The organism is Desulfatiglans anilini DSM 4660, from assembly GCF_000422285.1.
In the GTDB taxonomy this organism is placed as follows: Bacteria; Desulfobacterota; DSM-4660; order Desulfatiglandales; family Desulfatiglandaceae; genus Desulfatiglans; species Desulfatiglans anilini.
This window is the reverse complement of the sequence record NZ_AULM01000004.1, coordinates 88,779-106,242: the sequence shown is the minus strand read 5'-3', so window position 1 is coordinate 106,242 and position 17,464 is coordinate 88,779. Positions and strand designations below refer to the sequence as shown.

At 59.0% G+C, this 17,464-nt stretch carries 13 protein-coding genes; 5 read left to right on the top strand and 8 right to left on the bottom strand.

The annotated features are described in order from the left end of the window. The first annotated feature begins 558 nt into the window (after positions 1–558). A complete protein-coding gene (locus H567_RS0106080; protein ID WP_028320722.1) occupies positions 559–789 on the top strand; it encodes a hypothetical protein in 231 nt (76 codons plus the stop codon). Positions 790–798: 9 nt separating this feature from the next. On the opposite strand, the gene H567_RS0106075 is transcribed toward H567_RS0106080, so the two are convergent. The 3 genes from H567_RS0106075 to H567_RS0106065 all read right to left on the bottom strand — a co-directional run bounded on the left by H567_RS0106075 (position 799) and on the right by H567_RS0106065 (position 6,161). Next, positions 799–2,340 (bottom strand): Rne/Rng family ribonuclease, encoded by a 1,542-nt coding sequence (locus tag H567_RS0106075; protein ID WP_028320721.1) that lies wholly within the window; start codon positions 2,338–2,340, stop codon positions 799–801. 35 nt (positions 2,341–2,375) lie between these two features. Then, positions 2,376–4,886: a TIGR03960 family B12-binding radical SAM protein gene (locus H567_RS0106070; protein ID WP_028320720.1), complete on the bottom strand. Its 2,511-nt coding sequence runs from the start codon at positions 4,884–4,886 to the stop codon at positions 2,376–2,378. Between the two features lie 66 nt (positions 4,887–4,952). After that, the gene (locus tag H567_RS0106065; protein ID WP_028320719.1) at positions 4,953–6,161 is read right to left on the bottom strand and encodes a type II secretion system F family protein; all 1,209 of its coding nucleotides are present in this window, start codon (positions 6,159–6,161) and stop codon (positions 4,953–4,955) included. Between the two features lie 441 nt (positions 6,162–6,602). Between H567_RS0106065 and H567_RS0106060 the strand changes: the two genes are divergently transcribed. Both H567_RS0106060 and H567_RS0106055 read left to right on the top strand, forming a co-directional pair. Then, complete coding sequence (locus H567_RS0106060) at positions 6,603–6,815, top strand: biotin/lipoyl-binding carrier protein (protein ID WP_028320718.1); 213 nt, start codon at positions 6,603–6,605, stop codon at positions 6,813–6,815. Positions 6,816–6,926: 111 nt separating this feature from the next. Beyond that, the gene (locus H567_RS0106055; protein WP_035253526.1) at positions 6,927–8,477 is read left to right on the top strand and encodes an acyl-CoA carboxylase subunit beta; all 1,551 of its coding nucleotides are present in this window, start codon (positions 6,927–6,929) and stop codon (positions 8,475–8,477) included. A gap of 356 nt (positions 8,478–8,833) precedes the next feature. Here H567_RS0106055 and H567_RS0106050 read toward each other — a convergent pair whose 3' ends face one another. After that, entirely contained in the window at positions 8,834–9,304 is a 471-nt protein-coding gene (locus H567_RS0106050) for a hypothetical protein (protein ID WP_028320716.1), read from the bottom strand. Between the two features lie 78 nt (positions 9,305–9,382). After that, a complete protein-coding gene (locus H567_RS0106045; RefSeq protein WP_208598333.1) occupies positions 9,383–10,528 on the bottom strand; it encodes a sodium ion-translocating decarboxylase subunit beta in 1,146 nt (381 codons plus the stop codon). Positions 10,529–11,813: 1,285 nt separating this feature from the next. Between H567_RS0106045 and H567_RS0106035 the strand changes: the two genes are divergently transcribed. Then, positions 11,814–13,427 (top strand): acyl-CoA mutase large subunit family protein, encoded by a 1,614-nt coding sequence (locus tag H567_RS0106035; protein WP_208598337.1) that lies wholly within the window; start codon positions 11,814–11,816, stop codon positions 13,425–13,427. An 11-nt stretch (positions 13,428–13,438) separates the two neighbouring features. Continuing rightward, positions 13,439–13,840, top strand: coding sequence for a cobalamin B12-binding domain-containing protein (locus H567_RS0106030; protein WP_028320713.1), 402 nt, complete (start codon positions 13,439–13,441; stop codon positions 13,838–13,840). 351 nt (positions 13,841–14,191) lie between these two features. Here H567_RS0106030 and H567_RS0106025 read toward each other — a convergent pair whose 3' ends face one another. From H567_RS0106025 to had, 3 genes are all read right to left on the bottom strand, one after another. Continuing rightward, positions 14,192–14,959, bottom strand: a complete 768-nt coding sequence (locus H567_RS0106025; RefSeq protein ID WP_028320712.1) for an enoyl-CoA hydratase/isomerase family protein — start codon at positions 14,957–14,959, stop codon at positions 14,192–14,194. 97 nt (positions 14,960–15,056) lie between these two features. After that, positions 15,057–16,160: a 6-oxocyclohex-1-ene-1-carbonyl-CoA hydratase gene (gene oah / locus H567_RS0106020; protein ID WP_244155430.1), complete on the bottom strand. Its 1,104-nt coding sequence runs from the start codon at positions 16,158–16,160 to the stop codon at positions 15,057–15,059. Between the two features lie 128 nt (positions 16,161–16,288). After that, complete coding sequence (gene had, locus H567_RS0106015; protein ID WP_028320710.1) at positions 16,289–17,395, bottom strand: 6-hydroxycyclohex-1-ene-1-carbonyl-CoA dehydrogenase; 1,107 nt, start codon at positions 17,393–17,395, stop codon at positions 16,289–16,291. Positions 17,396–17,464 lie beyond the last annotated feature (69 nt).

The window sequence follows — 17,464 nt, the reverse complement described above, 5'->3', positions numbered from 1 at the left end:
TGTCCAAACGGAAGCGATCTTCGGGGCGGGCGATTTTTCGAGCCGCCAATAATCCTACCACAAAAATGGAGCCGGATTAAACGGTCCTCTTGTGGAAAAGCGGATGCCACCCCTTCCAGGATCTTCCGCCCCTTCCCTGCGCCCGTGTTGGACGTTGCTCCCGCGCTGCAGGACGCGCCGAAGAACGTGGGGTCGCGCGCCGGAAAAATCGTTGTCAATAAGCCCAAAAAGCGCTATAAAGCCACGTCGAATCTGGTTCTTCAGCTTGCGTCCATGCGGAGATGATTTCCCGGCACAACCCGGATCCCATCCGGAGAAGGCCTTCGGTGGCAGGAAGCTTCGTGAGTTGCAACGGGGATCGAGGGGCGGTGAGCCGAACGATTCAGCCGTTCCGGGTAGCAGGATCGTCTGGCTCTGCCGTACAGGCGGGCGGAACGGTTCAGATCCCGTGAAGGGCCTTCTTGGAGGGTGACACGTTCATATCGTCGGCGGTGAGCAGGCGGCCAAAGGTGTACAACGGAGGTTCGCGAGGCCTTGCCGGCAGGGGAGGGCATTACCATGGAAGAGAATATCCAGGATTATTTTGTGTGTGACAGCTGTGCCGGAAAGGATTTCAAGCTCGTGTACAACTTCTCGCTCCGGTTCCACGGCGTCAATTTTTCCGATGAGCTGATCTATGACAAGCTGATCGAAGAGATCTATCAGTGCACGCGCTGCCAGAAGACCTTTACGAAAGCGGAGATCGAGGAGGGGTTGGTCAGGATCAAGAAGGCCCACAGAAGTGGCTGAAAGGGAGGATCAAAAACTGATTTCGTAGTCTTCGAGATGAAACCCCTCTTTGGGGATGATGACGATCCTCTGGTTGATCCTCCTTTCCAGATCCATGATGGATTCCTGTTCCTCTTCCCTGAGCACGTTGGCGATATCGGGGTGCACCAGCACCTGTACAGGACCCTCCTCGTTCAGGGCCCTGCAGTCCCGTTCGAGGTCGCGGAAGATCTCGTAGCAGATCGTTGTCCTCGATTTCAGCGTGCCTCGGCCGTCGCAGTAAAAACAGGGCTCGGTCAGGAGGCGGTTGAGGTTGGCACGCGTGCGCTTGCGGGTCATCTCGATCAGCCCGAGCTCCGAGATCTGGAGGATGTTGGATTTCGCCCTGTCCTTGGACAAGGCCTCTTTCAGGGCGAGGAAAACCCTTTCGCGGCTGCTCGCTTTTTCCATGTCGATGAAGTCGATGACGATCAAACCCCCGATGTTCCTAAAGCGGAGCTGGTAAGCGATTTCTTTGACGGCCTCCAGGTTGGTCTTCAGGATCGTCTCCTCGAGATTGCGTTTCCCCACGTAACTGCCTGTGTTGACGTCGATGGCCGTCAAGGCCTCGGTCATCTCGATGACGATGTAGCCGCCTGATTTCAACCAGATCTTTTTCTCCAGGGCGCGCGAGATCTCCATCTCTATCCCGAAGGCATCGAAAATCGGATCGGTGCCCTCATAGAGTTCGACGGAATACTTCAGCCGGGGGGCGAACGTTTCGATGAACTCCATGACGCCTTCGAACTCCGGACGTGAATCGATGACAAGGCGGTCGACTTCACGGGTGAACAGGTCCCGCACGGAACGAAGCGAGATCGACAGGTCTTTGTAGAGCTGCCTGGGTCCGGACCCCTTTTCCGCCTTGGCCTGGATGTTCGACCAGAGTTTGAGGAGAAAATCCATTTCAGCCTTGAGCTTTTCCTTGCCGGCGCCTTCGCTGACTGTCCGCACAATGAAGCCGTAATCCGCGGGGCGGATCTCGTTGATGATCTCTTTGAGGCGCGCCTTTTCCTCCTTGTCCTCGATGCGGCGCGATACGCCGATGTGGTTGACCATAGGCATCAGGACCAGATGCCTTCCAGGGATGGATATATGGGAGGTCAGGCGCGCGCCTTTGTTGCCCAGAGGCTCTTTGGAAACCTGGACGATGATATCCTGGTTCTCATGGAGCAGGTCTTCGATCTGGTAAACAGGGCGGAAAGGGGGATGCATGGTGGAGAGGGGCTGGTCGCTTGCTTCTTCGCCGTCCTCTTCGTGGTTTTCCTGGGGGCACTGGAGCATCAGCTTCTCCATGTCGGAGAAGTCCTTGTGGACGTCGGCGACATAAAGAAAGGCGGTCCGTTCGAGGCCGATGTCCACAAAGGCGGCCTGCATGCCTGGCAGGACGCGGACGACCCGCCCGCGATAGATGTTCCCCATCAGCTCCTGCCCGGTTCTTCGCTCGATATGCAGTTCGACGACGACGCCGTTCTCGACGAGGGCCACGCGTATTTCGTGAGGACGGGCATTGATGATCAGTTCATTGGCCATAGGATCCGTTTTCCAGAGGTTGCCGGTAAGAAGGTTTACATCAAAACCTGCTCGATTTTCTGAATGTGGAGGTGCGCGGATTCCGAATCGGTCAGACCGAAGACGGACTGGATGACTTCCACGGGACGTATCTGCGGTCCCTCCGGGTGGAGGATCACGAGTTCCAGTTGGTTGAGGTTGGAAAACTCGAGCGTTGTGATCAGAGGGCGGATGTCCAGGACATGTTCGCCTTTTTTTGTTTTTTTGACAACCTCGAAATGCCGACGGGCCGAGAAATCATCCAGCCGGCTTCTGCGCAGTTCGAGCTCTTCGAAGGAAATCCGGTACCGGCTGCTTTTGACCCTGGGGATCGGCGAGGCCTTGTCGAGTTTCCGTATCCCTTTGATCGTGATCCCGTCTGGAAGCCTCTGGTTGAGTTCGGTCGTAACCTGGTCGATGGAGAGCCACCCGTCGGTTTCGATGACCATGGTCTCATCGAAACTCTCGGTTCCCAACGGGAGGGCGGTGGTAAAGGTCACCTTGGGCAGAGGGTGGAATCCCTGGGAGAACCGGAGCGGGATGTGCGCCCGTCTGAAGGCGCGCTGGAAGGCCCGTGAGAACTCCATGTGCCCGAGCAGGGCAGCTGATCCGGTCTTGCTGTAGGTGATGAGGTACCTTGCAGGCGCGGTCCTGGCGGGTGAGGCATGGGCGGAGGGGACGGGGGGCGGCGACCAGGGCTTGGCGAAGACCGGATCGACGACGTCATGGTCACAGACCCCGCACTCGAGGCAACCCAGGCGGCAATCCGGGGTTGGCAGGGCCTCTGCGGCCCTGCGCCATTCCTGTTTGAGGTAGGCCTTGCTCACGCCGCTCCGGATGTGATCCCATGGCAGGATTTCGTCCAGACCCCGCTCCCTTTCGGTGTAGAGGTTCGGGTCGATCCCCGTTTCCGCGAAGGCCTCGCGCCAGATCGCCGGGTTGAAGTGTTCGGCCCAGGCGTCATAGCGGGCGCCTTTGCGCCATGCGGCCTCGATCGAGCGCGTCAGCCGGCGGTCGCCGCGCGAAAAGACCCCTTCGAGCCAGCTCATCTCGGGCTGATTCCATTTCACCTTGACCGGGCCGCGGCGCAGACTTTCCTGTATGAAATGCAGACGCCTGCGACCTTCATCGAGCGGGATCTGTGCACACCACATGAACGGCGTGTGCGCCTTGGGGACAAAGGTCGAAACGCTCAGGTTCAGACGGTTCCGCCTGCTTTGCTTTCCGCCGATGGCGGCGATCTCACGCGCGAGTTTCACCGTATCCTCGAGATCACTGTCGGTTTCGAACGGAAGCCCGATCATGCAGTAGAGTTTGATCAGGTTCCAGTCCGCCCGATAGACGAGATGCGCCGTCCGCAGAATGTCTTCATCCGTCAGGCCCTTGTTGATGATCCGGCGCAGCCGTTCGTTGCCCGCCTCGATCGCGAGGGTGAAGCCGGTCTTTCGTACCCGCTTGATCTGCTCCATGAACAAGGGGCTCAAGCTGTCTATCCGCAGGGACGGCAGACTGACGGAAATCCTGTCCTTCTCGCGCTGGTCCATGAGGTGGATGAGCAGCGGCTCGATGCAGCTGTAATCACCGGTGCTGAGGGAAAGGAGCGAGAGGTCGTCGTAGCCTGTCAGGCTCAGAGCCTTTTCCGCGATGCGGGAGATGGTTGCCGGTTGCCTCTCGCGCACCGGGCGGTAAATCATGCCGGCCTGGCAAAAGCGGCAGCCTCGTGTGCACCCGCGGGCGATTTCTATGGCGAGACGGTCATGAACAAGCTCGGTAAAAGGGACCGGCTGCTCTTCCGGATAGGGTATCGCTTCGATGTCGGGCACGATCGCTTTTTGCACGAACGCCTTCCCGGCTTGCAGCGGCTCGATCGCCTCGAGATTTCCTTCAGGGCCGTAATGCGGCTCGAAATGGGCCGGGACGTAAACCCCCTCGAAGGCGCTGAGGCGGCGCAAGAGTTCTTCCTTCGATTCGGATCCCGACCGCTTCCAGTCGCGGATCGCATCGCAGATGGCGGGGGTGACGGTTTCACCGTCGCCGATGACGATGAGGTCGAAAAACGCTGCAATCGGCTCGGGGTTGAAACAGGCGGGCCCTCCGGCGATGACCAGGGGGGCGGGTGCCTTGCGCTCCGCCGCCCTGAAGGGGATGCCGGCCAGATCGAGCATGTTCAGAATATTGGTAAAGCAGAGTTCGTGCTGAACGCTGAAGCCGACCACATCGCAGGTGTGGAGAGGCCGCCGGGATTCGAGCGTCGCAAGGGGGGTCGCCTCCTGCCGTAGACGCCGTTCCATGTCCGGCCAGGGGGAAAAGACCCGCTCCGCAGCGAGCCATGGCAGCCGATTCAGGATGTCATAGAGAATCTTCAGACCGAGGTGGGACATGCCCACTTCGTATACGTCTGGAAAGGCCAGCGCGACGCAGACCTCGATCTCTTCGGGGGGGTTGCGGACGATATTGACTTCGTGGCCGATATAACGGCTGGGCCGGCTGACAGTCAGCAGGCGCCGGATTTCAGGTTCGGACAGCATAAGGCCCTTTCTTTGAGTTTTGGGGAGCAGGTGCAGTGTCTTGAATGGTGAGGGTCATATCAGGATTTATCCTATGAAGGCTGCCATCCTGAATATCGGCAGATACATTGCAATGACAAGTCCACCGACGGCGCCTCCGAGGAAGACGATCATCATCGGCTCGAGCGCAGCGGTCAGGGCGGCTACGGCGGCATCCACCTCCTCGTCGTAAAAGGAGGCGATCTTTTCGAGCATAGTGTCCAGGGCGCCTGTCGCTTCGCCGACGGCGACCATTTGAACCACCATCCCGGGGAAAAGACCGCTTTCCAACAGAGGCTCCGAGATGCTCCTCCCCTCGATAACCCCTGTGCGCACGTCGCTGATGGCCTCTTCCAGGATGACGTTGTCCGAGGTCCTTGCTGCGATATCGAGTGCATCGAGGATCGGAATCCCGCTCGAAATCATCGTGCCGAGGGTCCGGGACAGCCGGGCGATGGCGACCTTGCGCAGCAACAGCCCGATGACAGGGAGTTTGAGGGCCAGTGCATCCATTACCGTCCGTCCGTGACGGGTCTTCCGATAACGGCTGAAGACCGCGATGAGAAGCACGATGCCGGTCAGGATATGCCCTGCGTTGTCTCTGGTGAAGCGGCTCAGGTCGACGACGAACTGCGTGGGCGCGGGGAGACCGGCTCCCATTCCTGCGAAAAGGTCTTCGAAGACCGGTATGACGAATGCCAGAATAACGGCGATGACCATGACCGCCACAGCGGCGACCACGGCCGGATAGACCATGGCTCCCCGAATGGTGGAGCGGAGCTTTTCAGCCTTCTCGACGTAGGCGGCAAGGCGCTGGAGGATGGTATCCAGGACGCCCCCCGTTTCCCCCGCGGCTATGAGGTTGACATAGAGGCTGTTGAAGATCCTGGGGTGCTTTTTGAACGCCTCGGCAAGGCTCAGGCCGCCTCCGACATCGTTGCCGATCTGTTTGAGGATGCCCTTGAGGGTTTTATGGCTTGTCTGTTCGGTCAGAAGCGCGAGGCTCTGCGCCAGGGGAAGGCCGGAATCGAGCAGCGTGGAAAACTGCCGTGTGAAAATCACGAGATCCTTGGCTTTTACCTTCGGCTGCAGGAACGATAGGTTTTCAAATAAATCCTTGGGTTTAGGTTTGATCTTGACAGGGGTCAGGTTGCGCCTTTTCAGCTGCCGCCGGGCGATCTTTTCATCCACCGCCTCGATTTCTCCCCGGATCGTTTTTCCCCTGCTCGTTTCAGCCACCCATCGGAATGCCGGCATGCCACCCTCATTTCTGGCCGGCTGTATCCCCGCCGGCTGTCGCACGTTGGATCGAAAAGTTCTTTTCTGAGAGGAAACTAGAAAAAGTAAAGGCCTGTGTCAAGCGGTCTGTCGCAGGGGGTTGCTCCACCAGTGCCCGCTGTCATCCCGAGGCCGGCGCGATGATCGTCAGGGAGGGGCACGGGAGCCATCCGCCGCCCTCCCGGGCGCGGCGCGGCAGCGACATTGTACTTGACAAGGGGTGTCTGTTCGATGTTATATGACGGCTTTATGAAATGGATCAAAAGATTGAAATCTTATGTGCTTTGAGTTGCATCGTTGGTCGCGGCCGCCCCTGCACGGCAGAAGGGTGCCACATGAGGCGGGTGGTACGCGGGAGGTATGTTTCTGTTGAATTGGACAGAGATGAGTCAATCATGTTTAACGAGGAGGTAGATTGAAATGAGTGAAGTAGCTGCTCCCATGGGCGGAAATGTCTGGGAAGTCAAAGTCAAACCCGGCGACGCGGTGAATGAAGGCGATGAGGTCGTGATCATCGAGGCGATGAAGATGGAGCTTCCAGTGGTCGCGGAGTCGAGCGGGACCGTGAAGGAGGTTAAGTGCAAGAAAGGCGACGCAGTCGAGGCCGGTACCGTTCTGGTGGTCATCGAATAGCCACGCTTAGATCTGCATATGCCTTGAACCATTGACAAAAGACGAGCGTTGCCCGTCCAGAGGGCCGTAAATAAGACTTGATGCTGTGATCGAGATTCATTGGGGCGACTGATGGAGATAGCAGACAAAATCAAGGAGCTCGAGCGACGGAACTCTGAGGCCGAGTTGGGCGGCGGGCTGAAGCGCATCGAAGAACAGCACGCAAGGGGGAAAATGACCGCGAGGGAGCGCATTGCGTATCTCCTTGACGCGGGCTCCTTCCAGGAATTGGATAAATTTGTTGTCCATCGCTGCCACGATTTCGGTATGGACAAGAAAAAGATCCCCGGTGACGGCGTGGTGACAGGCTTCGGCAGGATTGGCGGCAGACTCGTCTTTGTCTTTTCGCAGGATTTTACGGTCTTCGGAGGGTCGTTGAGCGGACCTTTCGGGGAAAAGGTCTGTAAGATCATGGACCTTGCCCTGAAAAACGGCGCTCCGGTCATCGGACTGAACGATTCGGGCGGTGCGCGCATCCAGGAAGGGGTCGTCAGCCTGGGCAGCTACGGGGAAATCTTCAAGCGCAACGTCTGGGCCTCTGGGGTGATACCGCAGATATCCGTCATCATGGGGCCCTGCGCCGGGGGGGCTGTTTATTCGCCGGCGTTGACCGATTTCGTCGTCATGGTCAAGAAGACCAGCAATATGTTCATTACCGGGCCCCAGGTGATCAAGGCCGTGACATCCGAAGAGGTGACGCCGGAAGAGTTGGGTGGAGCCATGACCCACAACACCCGGAGCGGCGTCGCCCATTTTGCGGAAGACTCCGACCAGGCCGCCCTTGACCGTGTCAAGGCCCTGCTCTCCTACCTGCCTCAGAATTGCCGCGAACGCCCCCCTGCGGTGCTGTGCCATGACGATCCGCAGCGGTCGGACAAGACCTTGAACACCGTTGTGCCGACCAACCCGAGGGTCCCCTACGATATGAACAAGATCATCGTCAACGTGCTCGATGATCATGAGTTCATGGAGGTGCAGCAGCACTACGCCCGCAACATGGTGGTCGGATTCGGGCGTCTGAACGGGGAGGTCGTCGGGGTGGTGGCCAATCAGCCGATGTTTCTCGCAGGCTGCCTGGATATCGATGCGTCCATGAAGTGCGCGCGTTTTGTGAGAACCTGCGACGCTTTCAACATCCCGCTCCTGACCTTTGTGGACGTACCGGGTTTCCTGCCGGGTACAGCCCAGGAATACGGCGGCATCATCAAGCACGGCGCCAAGATCATCTATGCCTACTGCGAGGCGACGGTCCCGAAGATCACCGTGGTTACGCGGAAGGCTTACGGTGGTGCTTATGACGTCATGTCGAGCAAGCACCATGGCGGGGACATGAATTTCGCCTACCCCACCGCGGAAATCGCTGTCATGGGCCCGGAAGGGGCCGTCAACATCATCTTCAGAAAAGAGATCGCCGAATCCGACGACCCCGAATCCACCCGGGCACGCCTCGTAGACGCTTACCGCAACAATTTCGCGAGCCCTTTCAAGGCTGCGGAACTCGGCTACATCGATCAGATCATCTTTCCCGAAAACACCCGTCCCCGTCTCATTCAGGCGCTCGAAATGCTTCGGACCAAGAGGGAGCAACACCCCGAGCGCCGTCACGGGAACGTCCCGCTCTAGCCGCGCTGAGAGATACGACTTTTCCATCCGGAAACGGTCTTTGCTGCCGAACTCGGCGTCAGCCTGCACGGTTGCCCGTGGGCGGCCCCACAGATAGCCGCCGCGGAATTGATTTCCTCGATACGGGTGAAACGATGAGCCGTCCCTCAGGGGTGGAGCTGAGCGCCCGCAGGGTGTGGAGAAAGCGGCCCCCGCGCCGTTCCTTGCATCGCCGGACCCTGGATGGACGACAGCCCACACAATGCGTGCACTGCCCGCCTTGATTTGGAAACAGACGTCGGTCCGAAAAGAACAAGCCCTGCTCAGGAAGGAAACCGGAGGCAGGGCTCGGGGTTTAACGGCCGGGCGTTTATGCGTCAGGCGGATGCCTTTTTGCCCTCCGATTTCTTGACCGCACTCGAGATGATCCGCCCGGAGATGTTCATGGCGACGAAAAGTACGAGCAGCACGACGAAGACCGCCACGAACCGCAGAATCAGCGTTCCGGTGATCCAGGTCCAGTTGTCCTTCATGATGACCACCGTTGTTCCCTGAGGGCCGGGGTTCTTGTCGATGGTGATCGAGTGCCAGCGGAGCTTTCCGTCATCTTCGATATAGGTGGCCTCCGGCCAGTCCCGGAATTTGATGTCCTGTTCGTTTGCCAGGGCGTTCCGGTAAAATTCGATGATCTGGTCATGGGACATCGGGGTCCGCATTTCAAGGCGCTTCTTCGTCCTGCTGACTTCCTGCGCCTCCGGGACGACGGGGGCCCCGAGAAAGTCCACGGCGCCCGCAAGCGCGGGCAGCATCCAGCAGGTGATTAGGGCGAGAATGAGAAACCTTTTCATGTTGTGATCCTCTCCTAGAATGAATAAACGGTCAGGGGTTTATCTGACGGCGCGATTTCCGGAAGAAGCCCCGGGAGACTAGTCGAACATCGCGATAAACATGCCTGCAGCCGCGGCCGATCCGATGACCCCGGCCAGGTTGGGGCCCACCGCGTGCATGAGCAGGTGGTTGGTCTTGTCGTACCGCAGTCCTTCCATCTGCGCGACCCGGGCGGCCATGGGCACGGCCGAGACGCCGGCGGCGCCGATGATCGGGTTGATCTTCTCTTTCAGGAAAAGATTCATGATCTTGACCGTTATGACACCGCCGATGGTGCACACCGCGAAGTCGACCAGACCCAGGCCGAAGATGAAGAGCGGCTTCCAGCTGAGGAACTTGTCTGCGTGCATGGTCGCGCCGACCGAGATTCCCAGAAAGATGGTGACGATGTTCATGAGCGCCCCTTGGGCGGTTTCCGTCAACCGGGCGACGACGCCGCATTCCTTCATGAGGTTCCCGAGCATAAACATTCCCATGAGGGGCATGACCGAGGGGACGAGCAGAGCGATGATGCCGCAGGTCACCAACGGGAACAGCATTTTCTCCTGTTTGGAGACCGCCCGCAGTTGTCGCATGCGGATCCGGCGCTCCTTCGCGTTGGTCATGAGACGCACAAGCGGGGGTTGAATCAAAGGAACCATGGCCATGTAAGAATAAGCGGCAAGGGCGTTGGCGCCCAGGAGCTGCGGGGCCAGATGCTGTGTGAGGTAAATGGTGGTCGGACCGTCGGCGCCGCCGATGATGCCGACCGAGGCGGCTTCCTTCAAGGTAAAGCCTGCGAGCACGGTTCCCGTAAAGGTGATGAAGACCCCGAGCTGCGCCCCGGCCCCTATGAGGAGAACTTTAGGGTTTGCTATCAGGGGGCCGAAATCGGTCATGGCGCCGAGCCCGAGGAAGATCACGCAGGGGATGATCTCCCATTCGAGGCCGTAGTGGTAAAAGGCCTGGAGCAGTTCGGGGGCCCCGTCCACCTTGTGCCCCATGAGAGGAACGAGCGGGAAGTTGACGAGGAAGATGCCGAAGCCGATAGGGAGCAGGAGCAGCGGCTCATATTTCTTGGCAATCGCGAGCCAGACGAACAGGAGTCCGATGGCCCACATGATGACGATGTTCCATTGGAAGTTGAAGACGCCGGTGGTATACAGGATACCTCTTAGCATGTCCATGATTTCGTTGACTGACATGAGTGGGACCTCTCCTTGCTAATGTCTGTTAAAGGTTGAATAGTATGGGCGAACAAAAACGACGGCTGGTTTTCCCCTAGCCGCGCCACTTGTGAGGAAAAAGCCGCTCCTTCGCCCCAAAGGGATAAAAAGTTTCTGAACGGATTTTCATCCAGAAACAGCTCAGACCAGCCGGCAGGCTCCGGGCCAAAGAAATCGTCTATGTGTAAATACAAGTAATGTCGGCATGTTGCGCCGACATTGCCCCCGAAGCGCGCTGCCGTCATTCCGATGGGTAACCGAAATGACCAGCAGATTCGATTGCCGGCTTCACCCTGCCGAAGCCGGATAGAAGCTGGCAGGCCGGACAATACGCTTTTCAGTATGGTAGATAGCTGGTTTCCAATCCAGAAATGGTCTTTTTTGCCAATCTCGGCGTCAATCTGCACGTTTGCTTGTGCGGCGACCTGCAGGTCGCCTCCGCGCAACCGCTTGATTTCCTTGATATTGGCAAAAAATCCTCATTTCTGGATTGGAAACCGGATTCTATCGGGAAATCATCTCCGAATGGATACTAGCTATAGAAAAGGCGCGATTCTTTGTCAAGGTGAAAAGAGGAAAGGGGTCAAAATTTGTTTGACAGTCGTCTTATCTTCAAAATAAAGTTAATTTTCCTGTGTTTGAGGGTAATTTGGTATCCGTTTACTGGTATCCATGCGGAAATGACCGTGCAGCACGAACCAGCTTTAAATCCGGAAAGGAGGGTCGGTTTTTGACACGCTTTGCGTGCTTAGGTCCACCCCGTCGGGGCGGGGCCTGGTTTTTGCGTGCTCTCTCGGTGTTCAGTTCCACTCCCGTGGGGTGAGTCCTGGTTTATCCACACCCTTCGGGGCGGATCTCGGTCCGGCCGATATCAAGGGAATCGAGCGGTTGCGCGGAGGCGCGCTGTAGATCTTCGCACAGGCAGACGTGAGGATCGACAACGAGGTCGACCGAAGAGACCTTTTGCAGGGCGAACCTTACCCGTGTCCGTCCGGGAGTGAGGCCTCGGACACGAAACAGTTGTCAGATCGGACAGGAGGATTCTTGCGCAAACTCGAAAGAATCTAGTGCTCGCGCGAAGGGGTGCGGGGAATGCGCCGCACAGGCAATTGCGCAGGTTGACGGCGAGATCGGGCCAAATGTCCCTTTCCGGGCGGAAGCCTGCTGGGAAGTGCACAAGAGGGGAGAAACTGCGATGACGGAGAATCGGGTACGCGAAGGCCTCGAGGAGGCCTTCGACGCATGGCACGGGCAGGTCGAGAAGATGGTTCAAAAGCACCCCGAACGAAAGGTCGTTTTCGAAAACACCTCGGGGATACCGGTCAAACGCGTTTACACACCCCTTGACGAGGATGCGGAAGACTACCTGAAAACGAGTGGATTTCCGGGCGAGTTCCCTTTCACGCGGGGTGTGCAGCCGACCATGTACCGGGGGCGTTACTGGACGATGCGGCAGTACGCCGGGTTCGCGACGGCGGAGGAATCGAATCGGCGTTACCGTTTTCTGCTCGAACAGGGGCAGACGGGGCTCTCGGTGGCCTTCGATCTGCCTACGCAGATCGGGTACGACTCGGACCACGAGATGGCGATCGGGGAGGTCGGCAAGGTCGGGGTGGCCATCGATTCCCTCGAGGACATGGAGACCCTTTTTGCGGGGATACCACTCGACCGTGTGAGCACCTCGATGACGATCAACGCGCCTGCAGCGGTGCTCCTGGCGATGTACATCGCGGTGGGGGAAAAGCAGGGGGTCGCCTCGTCCGATCTGAGAGGCACCATCCAGAACGATATCCTGAAAGAGTACTCCTCCAGGGGCACCTATATCTTTCCTCCGAAGCCCTCCATGCGGATCATCACGGACATCTTTTCCTTCTGCGCCGGGGAGGTCCCCCAATGGAACACGATCAGCATCAGCGGCTATCACATCCGTGAGGCGGGGTCCACCGCCGTCCAGGAGGTCGCCTTCACACTGGCCAACGGCATCGCCTATGTCGATGCCGCCCTCAAGGCCGGCCTGGATGTGGACACATTCGGTCCGCGGCTGTCGTTTTTCTTCAACGCCCACCTCGATTTTCTGGAGGAGGTCGCGAAGTACCGCGCGGCGCGAAGGCTTTGGGCGACCATCATGAGGGATCGCTTCAACGCCAAGAATCCCCGCTCGATGATGATCCGTTTCCACACCCAGACGGCGGGCTGCACCCTGACGGCGCAGCAGCCGAAGAACAACATCGTGCGTGTAGCCTTTCAGGCTATGGCGGCGGTCCTTGGCGGGACGCAATCCCTGCATACGAATTCCATGGACGAGGCCCTGTGCCTGCCCTCCGAGGAGGCCGTGCGCATCGCACTCCGGACGCAGCAGCTCATCGCCTACGAGACCGGCGTGGCCGATACGGCGGACCCTCTGGGAGGCTCTTATTACCTCGAATCCCTGACAGACGAGATCTATGACCGTGCTCTGGCCTACATCCAGAAGATCGACGAGATGGGGGGGGCTGTGGCAGCGGTCGAGAAGGGTTACATCCAGCGTGAGATCCAGGAGAGCGCCTACCGCTATCAGAAGGATATCGAAAAGGGCGCACGGGTTGTCGTAGGAGTGAACCGATTCCAGGTCGAGGAGCCGGAGCCGGCCAATCTTCTACGGGTAGACCCGGTCGTCCGGGACGACCAGGCAAAGCGGCTCGCCTCCCTCCGGGTGCGCCGTGAAAGGGAGCGGGTCTCCGGGGCGCTCGAGGCGCTCAGGCGTGCGGCGCAGTCGGATGCCAATGTGATGCCTCCGATCCTCGAGGCGGTCAAGGCCTATGCCACGCTCGGTGAGATCTGCGATGTGCTGCGGGGCGTCTTCGGGGAGTATGAGCCAATAACCACCATCGGTCGATAGAGGGCAGCGCGATGACATCGTCGAAGAAGATCAGGGTTCTGGCTGCAAAGCCGGGGTTGGATGGTCATGACAGGGGGATCAAGGTGGTAGCCTGTGCGTTGATGGATGCCGGGATGGAGGTCATTTATACGGGCCTTCGCCAGACCCCGGCGCAGATCGTCGAGGCGGCCGTCCAGGAGGATGTCGACGTAATCGCCCTCAGCATCCTGTCCGGGGCGCACGACTATCACTTTCCAAAGGTGATGGAACTCCTGCGGGAGAAAAAAGTCGACAACATGCTGGTCCTGGGGGGGGGCATCATCCCGAAAGAGGACGTTTCCGGGCTGAAGGCCTGCGGGATCGCCGAAATCTTCGGGCCGGGGACCTCTACCGAAGATATCGTGGCTTACATCCGCACCCACGTGAGGGAGTAGAAAACATCCCGGCCTGTCCCGGCGTACGGGAATTGAAACGACCCCCTGTGTGCGGGATGTTTCCGGGGCGTATGGGCTGCAGGAGGGGAGTTCCCATGCCGCGGTAACGGCAGCGGAAGGCGTGCCACGATGACATGGGAGGCTTTCGAGACAGGCGGTCTTCGTGGCACCCCCATGACCGAGCGCACCGTATTAAAGTGACACGAAAGCGCTTCGAGGGGAAGGGGCCTCCCCCCGAGCGATACATTCCCGCAAATTAGGCGGATCCGGCGCCGGCCCGGGTTGCCTTTCCGGGCAGGCGCCGTGTTGCACTCCGTAGGCGGCGGTTTCACCAGCGCCGGTCCGTTGCCGCTACTGATTGGTCCACTGCGGTTTGCGCTTCTCGAGAAAGGCATGGAGCCCTTCCTGGGCGTCGGCTGTTTTCATCAGTTCATCGAGGTAAATGGCCTCGATCCTCTGGATGGACGGTTCGAAATCATCATCCAGGCCGGCCCGAATGGCCTTTTTCGTGCTGCGCAGGACCTCGGCGCTCAGCTTCAAGTAAGGTTTGACAAAGGCGGCGGTTTCCTCCTCGAGTTTGTCGCGGGTCACGGCCTTGTTGATCAGGCCGAGCTGCAGCGCTTCATCGGCGCCGATGATTTTTCCGGAGAGAATCAGCTCCAGGGCCGCCTTGTATCCGATGATCCGCGGCATGATCTGGGCCGCGATCGGAGGGAAGACGCCGACCTGGATTTCCGGCTGTCCGATCTTGCTGTCGTCGGCGGCGATCACCAGGTCGCAGAAGACCGCCAGTTCGCAGCCGCCACCCAGGCAAGATCCGTAAACCGAGGCGACCGTGGGGATCCCCAGCCGGTCCATGCGGCGGAACATCCCGTGAAAGGCCTCGATCATGCGGGGGGCCAGATCGCCCATGTGTTCGCCTACGTCCACACCTGCCGAGAAGCACTTGCCCTTTGCCTGAAAAAGGACCAGCTTCAGGTCCTTCTGCCCGATCCAGCCGTCCAGGACCTGGTTGATCTCCTGCATCATGGCAATGTTGAGCACGTTGACCGGGGGCCGGTTGAGCGTGATGGTCCCGAGCCCGTCCTGGAAGGTCGCTTCGATATGTTCGTAACTCATGATTTGGGGCTCCCTTTTTCCTGCAAAAAAAAGCGGCAGGCAGGTCTCCGGTTGCAGACATGCCTGCCGCGGTTTCAGTAACGTCCTTCAAAAGCCCTTACTTGGCGGGCTTGCCCAGCACCTCCGCGAACATATCCAAATCCCAGTTTTTGCACTGAGCGATGTTCTGGCGGAACTTGAGGAAGTCGATGGTATCCTGGTTGGTGATCTTCTTGGTGTTGAAGGCCCCGAAGCCGAGGAAGGCCTCGCCGCCCATGTTGGCGGCCAGCCAGTGCCTGTGGGCGTTCTTCATCGTATCCCAGAAGAACTTCTTCTTCTGGCGGACACTGTCGATCGATTCGATCAGGCATCCGGGGAAGAGATTGGCGAAGGTCCAGGTAATCCGGTCCACTTCCTTGTCGAGCAGCTCGAAGTCGGCATTGGGCTGATGCTCTTTGACGAAGGCGCGGGCCTCTTTCGCCGCGTCGCCGGTCTTGTACTCGCCGTAGACGATCTCGCCATCCTTGACGTAGTCTTCCGTGACGATCATGGGGTTGCGCACCCATTTCCCGTCTACCTTCAACACGGGGACGACCTTGCTGATCAGGTTCTTGGCCTTCATCTTGTAGGCGGACCACATCTCGCAGGAGATGCAGTTCCACATGGCGTCCTCGATGCTCAGGTACCAGGGCAGGAAGTCCGAGGCGCCGCCGACCGGGGCGGAGCCGTGCTTCGGACCGGCCTGGCCGAAGATGGCGAGGTCGGAGGACACCGCCAGGTCGCAGGCCATCCCGATCTCCTGGCCGCCGGCGACCCGCATCCCGTTGACGCGGCAGATGACCGGCTTTTTGCAGGCGAGGATGGAGTCGACCATGTGGTTGAAAAGCTCCATGTACTGGCCGTACTCATCCGAGCGGAGGCTGTAATACTCGCTGTATTCCTTGGTGTTGCCGCCGGTGCAGAAGGCAAAGGGGCCGGTGCCGGTGAAAACCGCAGCCACCACGCTTCTGTCGAGGGAGGCGTTCTCGAAACCGGCGATGACGCCCTTGACCATTTCGGTCGTGTAAGAGTTGTACTGCTTCGGGTTGTTGAGGCGGATCCAGGCGACATAGAGGCCGTCCACCACGTTCCCCTTGGGATCCTTCAAAGGCCGCTTCTCATAGACCGTGCAGGGGGCTTCCGTGCCCCAGTGCACGTCCGTGTGCAGCATGTGATCCTTCATTCCATCTTCTCTTGGAAACCATTCCAAACCCTTCAAAGCCATTGTTTTCCTCTCCTTCTTTCTCTAAAATTTAAAATGGTTTGCGCTTGTTCCACCCTGGTCCGGGCTACGCTTCCCCCCTTCAGGCATCAGAAGTCGGGGGTCAGGACGATCCGTTTCATGGGTGGCACCTTGTGTGCTTCGGCAAAGGTTTCAGCGATGGTGCTCATGGGGCGGACCTCCACGAACTCCTCGAGATTGATCTTTCCAGTCAGGACCATGTCCAGCACGGCGGGGTAGTATTCGGGGAGGCAGCCCCAGGTCCCGATGATCTCGGCGTCGAAGGCCATGAGGCGCCCGATCGCGTATTCCGTCTTGGCCAGGCCGAACCCGACGACGATAAGCTTGCCGGTGAAGCCGAGCAGGGTTAGCGCGATTTCCTGGCCGCCTTTGGCGCCCGTCACCTCGAAGATCTTCCAGCCGGTGTTGGGAAGACCGTTTTGTTTGCACAGCCCGCGGAATTCCTTCGAGACGGCCTTGGCATCCTTGCCGGTGGAGTTGATGATGAAATCGGCCCCGAACTTGAGCGAGCGTTCGAGCTTTTCCTGGTTCCGGGCGATTCCGATGACCGTGCGGGCCCCGAGGGCCTTGGCGACCTGACCCATGTACTGGCCTACACCGCCGGTGATGCCGACGACGATGACATTGTCACCGGGTTCGAGTTCGGCGCGCTTGGCGGCCTGATAGGGGGTCGTCGCAGCATCCGCCACGACCGCCAGATGGGAGAGCTCGAACTTGCCGCGATTCTTGATTTCACACAGGTCGATGCTCGGGACGGGAATGTGGCTCGAAAAGCCGCCATAGATTCCGAGGCTGTTGCCGGGCATCTTCTGATCCATGCAGCGGTTTCCGCGCCGGGTCTTGCAGAGGATGCACTTACGGCAAGGCATGACCGCCGGGATGATGACCTCTTTGCCGATCCACTGCTCATCGCCGGCGACCACCGTGCCCGAGATCTCATGTCCCAGGGTCAGAGGGGGGGTGACCACGGTGGGGACGCCGTCATAGAAATAACCGAGGTCTGTGTGGCAGACGCCGCAGCCGGCCACTTCGACCAGGACCTCTCCGGGCTGCAGCTCGGGAACGGGGATTTCGGTTTTCTGTAATTTGCCGGGAGTGGTTTCTTTGGTCTCCCTGTTGAAGACGGTCGGTTGCACCATTTGCCAGGTCTGAATCTTGTCGGGTACTCCAGCCATTTTTCTCCTCCTTTATTGATGATCACATCTTCGATGATCACAACGGTTGTGCATGTTGACGAAGCGGAT

Coding starts and splice junctions, on each gene's coding strand:
- H567_RS0106080 (WP_028320722.1), top strand. CDS start 559: ATGGAAGAGAATATCCAGGATTATTTTGTGTGTGACAGCTGTGCCGGA.
- H567_RS0106075 (WP_028320721.1), bottom strand. CDS start 2,340: ATGGCCAATGAACTGATCATCAATGCCCGTCCTCACGAAATACGCGTG.
- H567_RS0106070 (WP_028320720.1), bottom strand. CDS start 4,886: ATGCTGTCCGAACCTGAAATCCGGCGCCTGCTGACTGTCAGCCGGCCC.
- H567_RS0106065 (WP_028320719.1), bottom strand. CDS start 6,161: ATGCCGGCATTCCGATGGGTGGCTGAAACGAGCAGGGGAAAAACGATC.
- H567_RS0106060 (WP_028320718.1), top strand. CDS start 6,603: ATGAGTGAAGTAGCTGCTCCCATGGGCGGAAATGTCTGGGAAGTCAAA.
- H567_RS0106055 (WP_035253526.1), top strand. CDS start 6,927: ATGGAGATAGCAGACAAAATCAAGGAGCTCGAGCGACGGAACTCTGAG.
- H567_RS0106050 (WP_028320716.1), bottom strand. CDS start 9,304: ATGAAAAGGTTTCTCATTCTCGCCCTAATCACCTGCTGGATGCTGCCC.
- H567_RS0106045 (WP_208598333.1), bottom strand. CDS start 10,528: ATGTCAGTCAACGAAATCATGGACATGCTAAGAGGTATCCTGTATACC.
- H567_RS0106035 (WP_208598337.1), top strand. CDS start 11,814: ATGGTTCAAAAGCACCCCGAACGAAAGGTCGTTTTCGAAAACACCTCG.
- H567_RS0106030 (WP_028320713.1), top strand. CDS start 13,439: ATGACATCGTCGAAGAAGATCAGGGTTCTGGCTGCAAAGCCGGGGTTG.
- H567_RS0106025 (WP_028320712.1), bottom strand. CDS start 14,959: ATGAGTTACGAACATATCGAAGCGACCTTCCAGGACGGGCTCGGGACC.
- oah (WP_244155430.1), bottom strand. CDS start 16,160: ATGAAGGATCACATGCTGCACACGGACGTGCACTGGGGCACGGAAGCC.
- had (WP_028320710.1), bottom strand. CDS start 17,395: ATGGCTGGAGTACCCGACAAGATTCAGACCTGGCAAATGGTGCAACCG.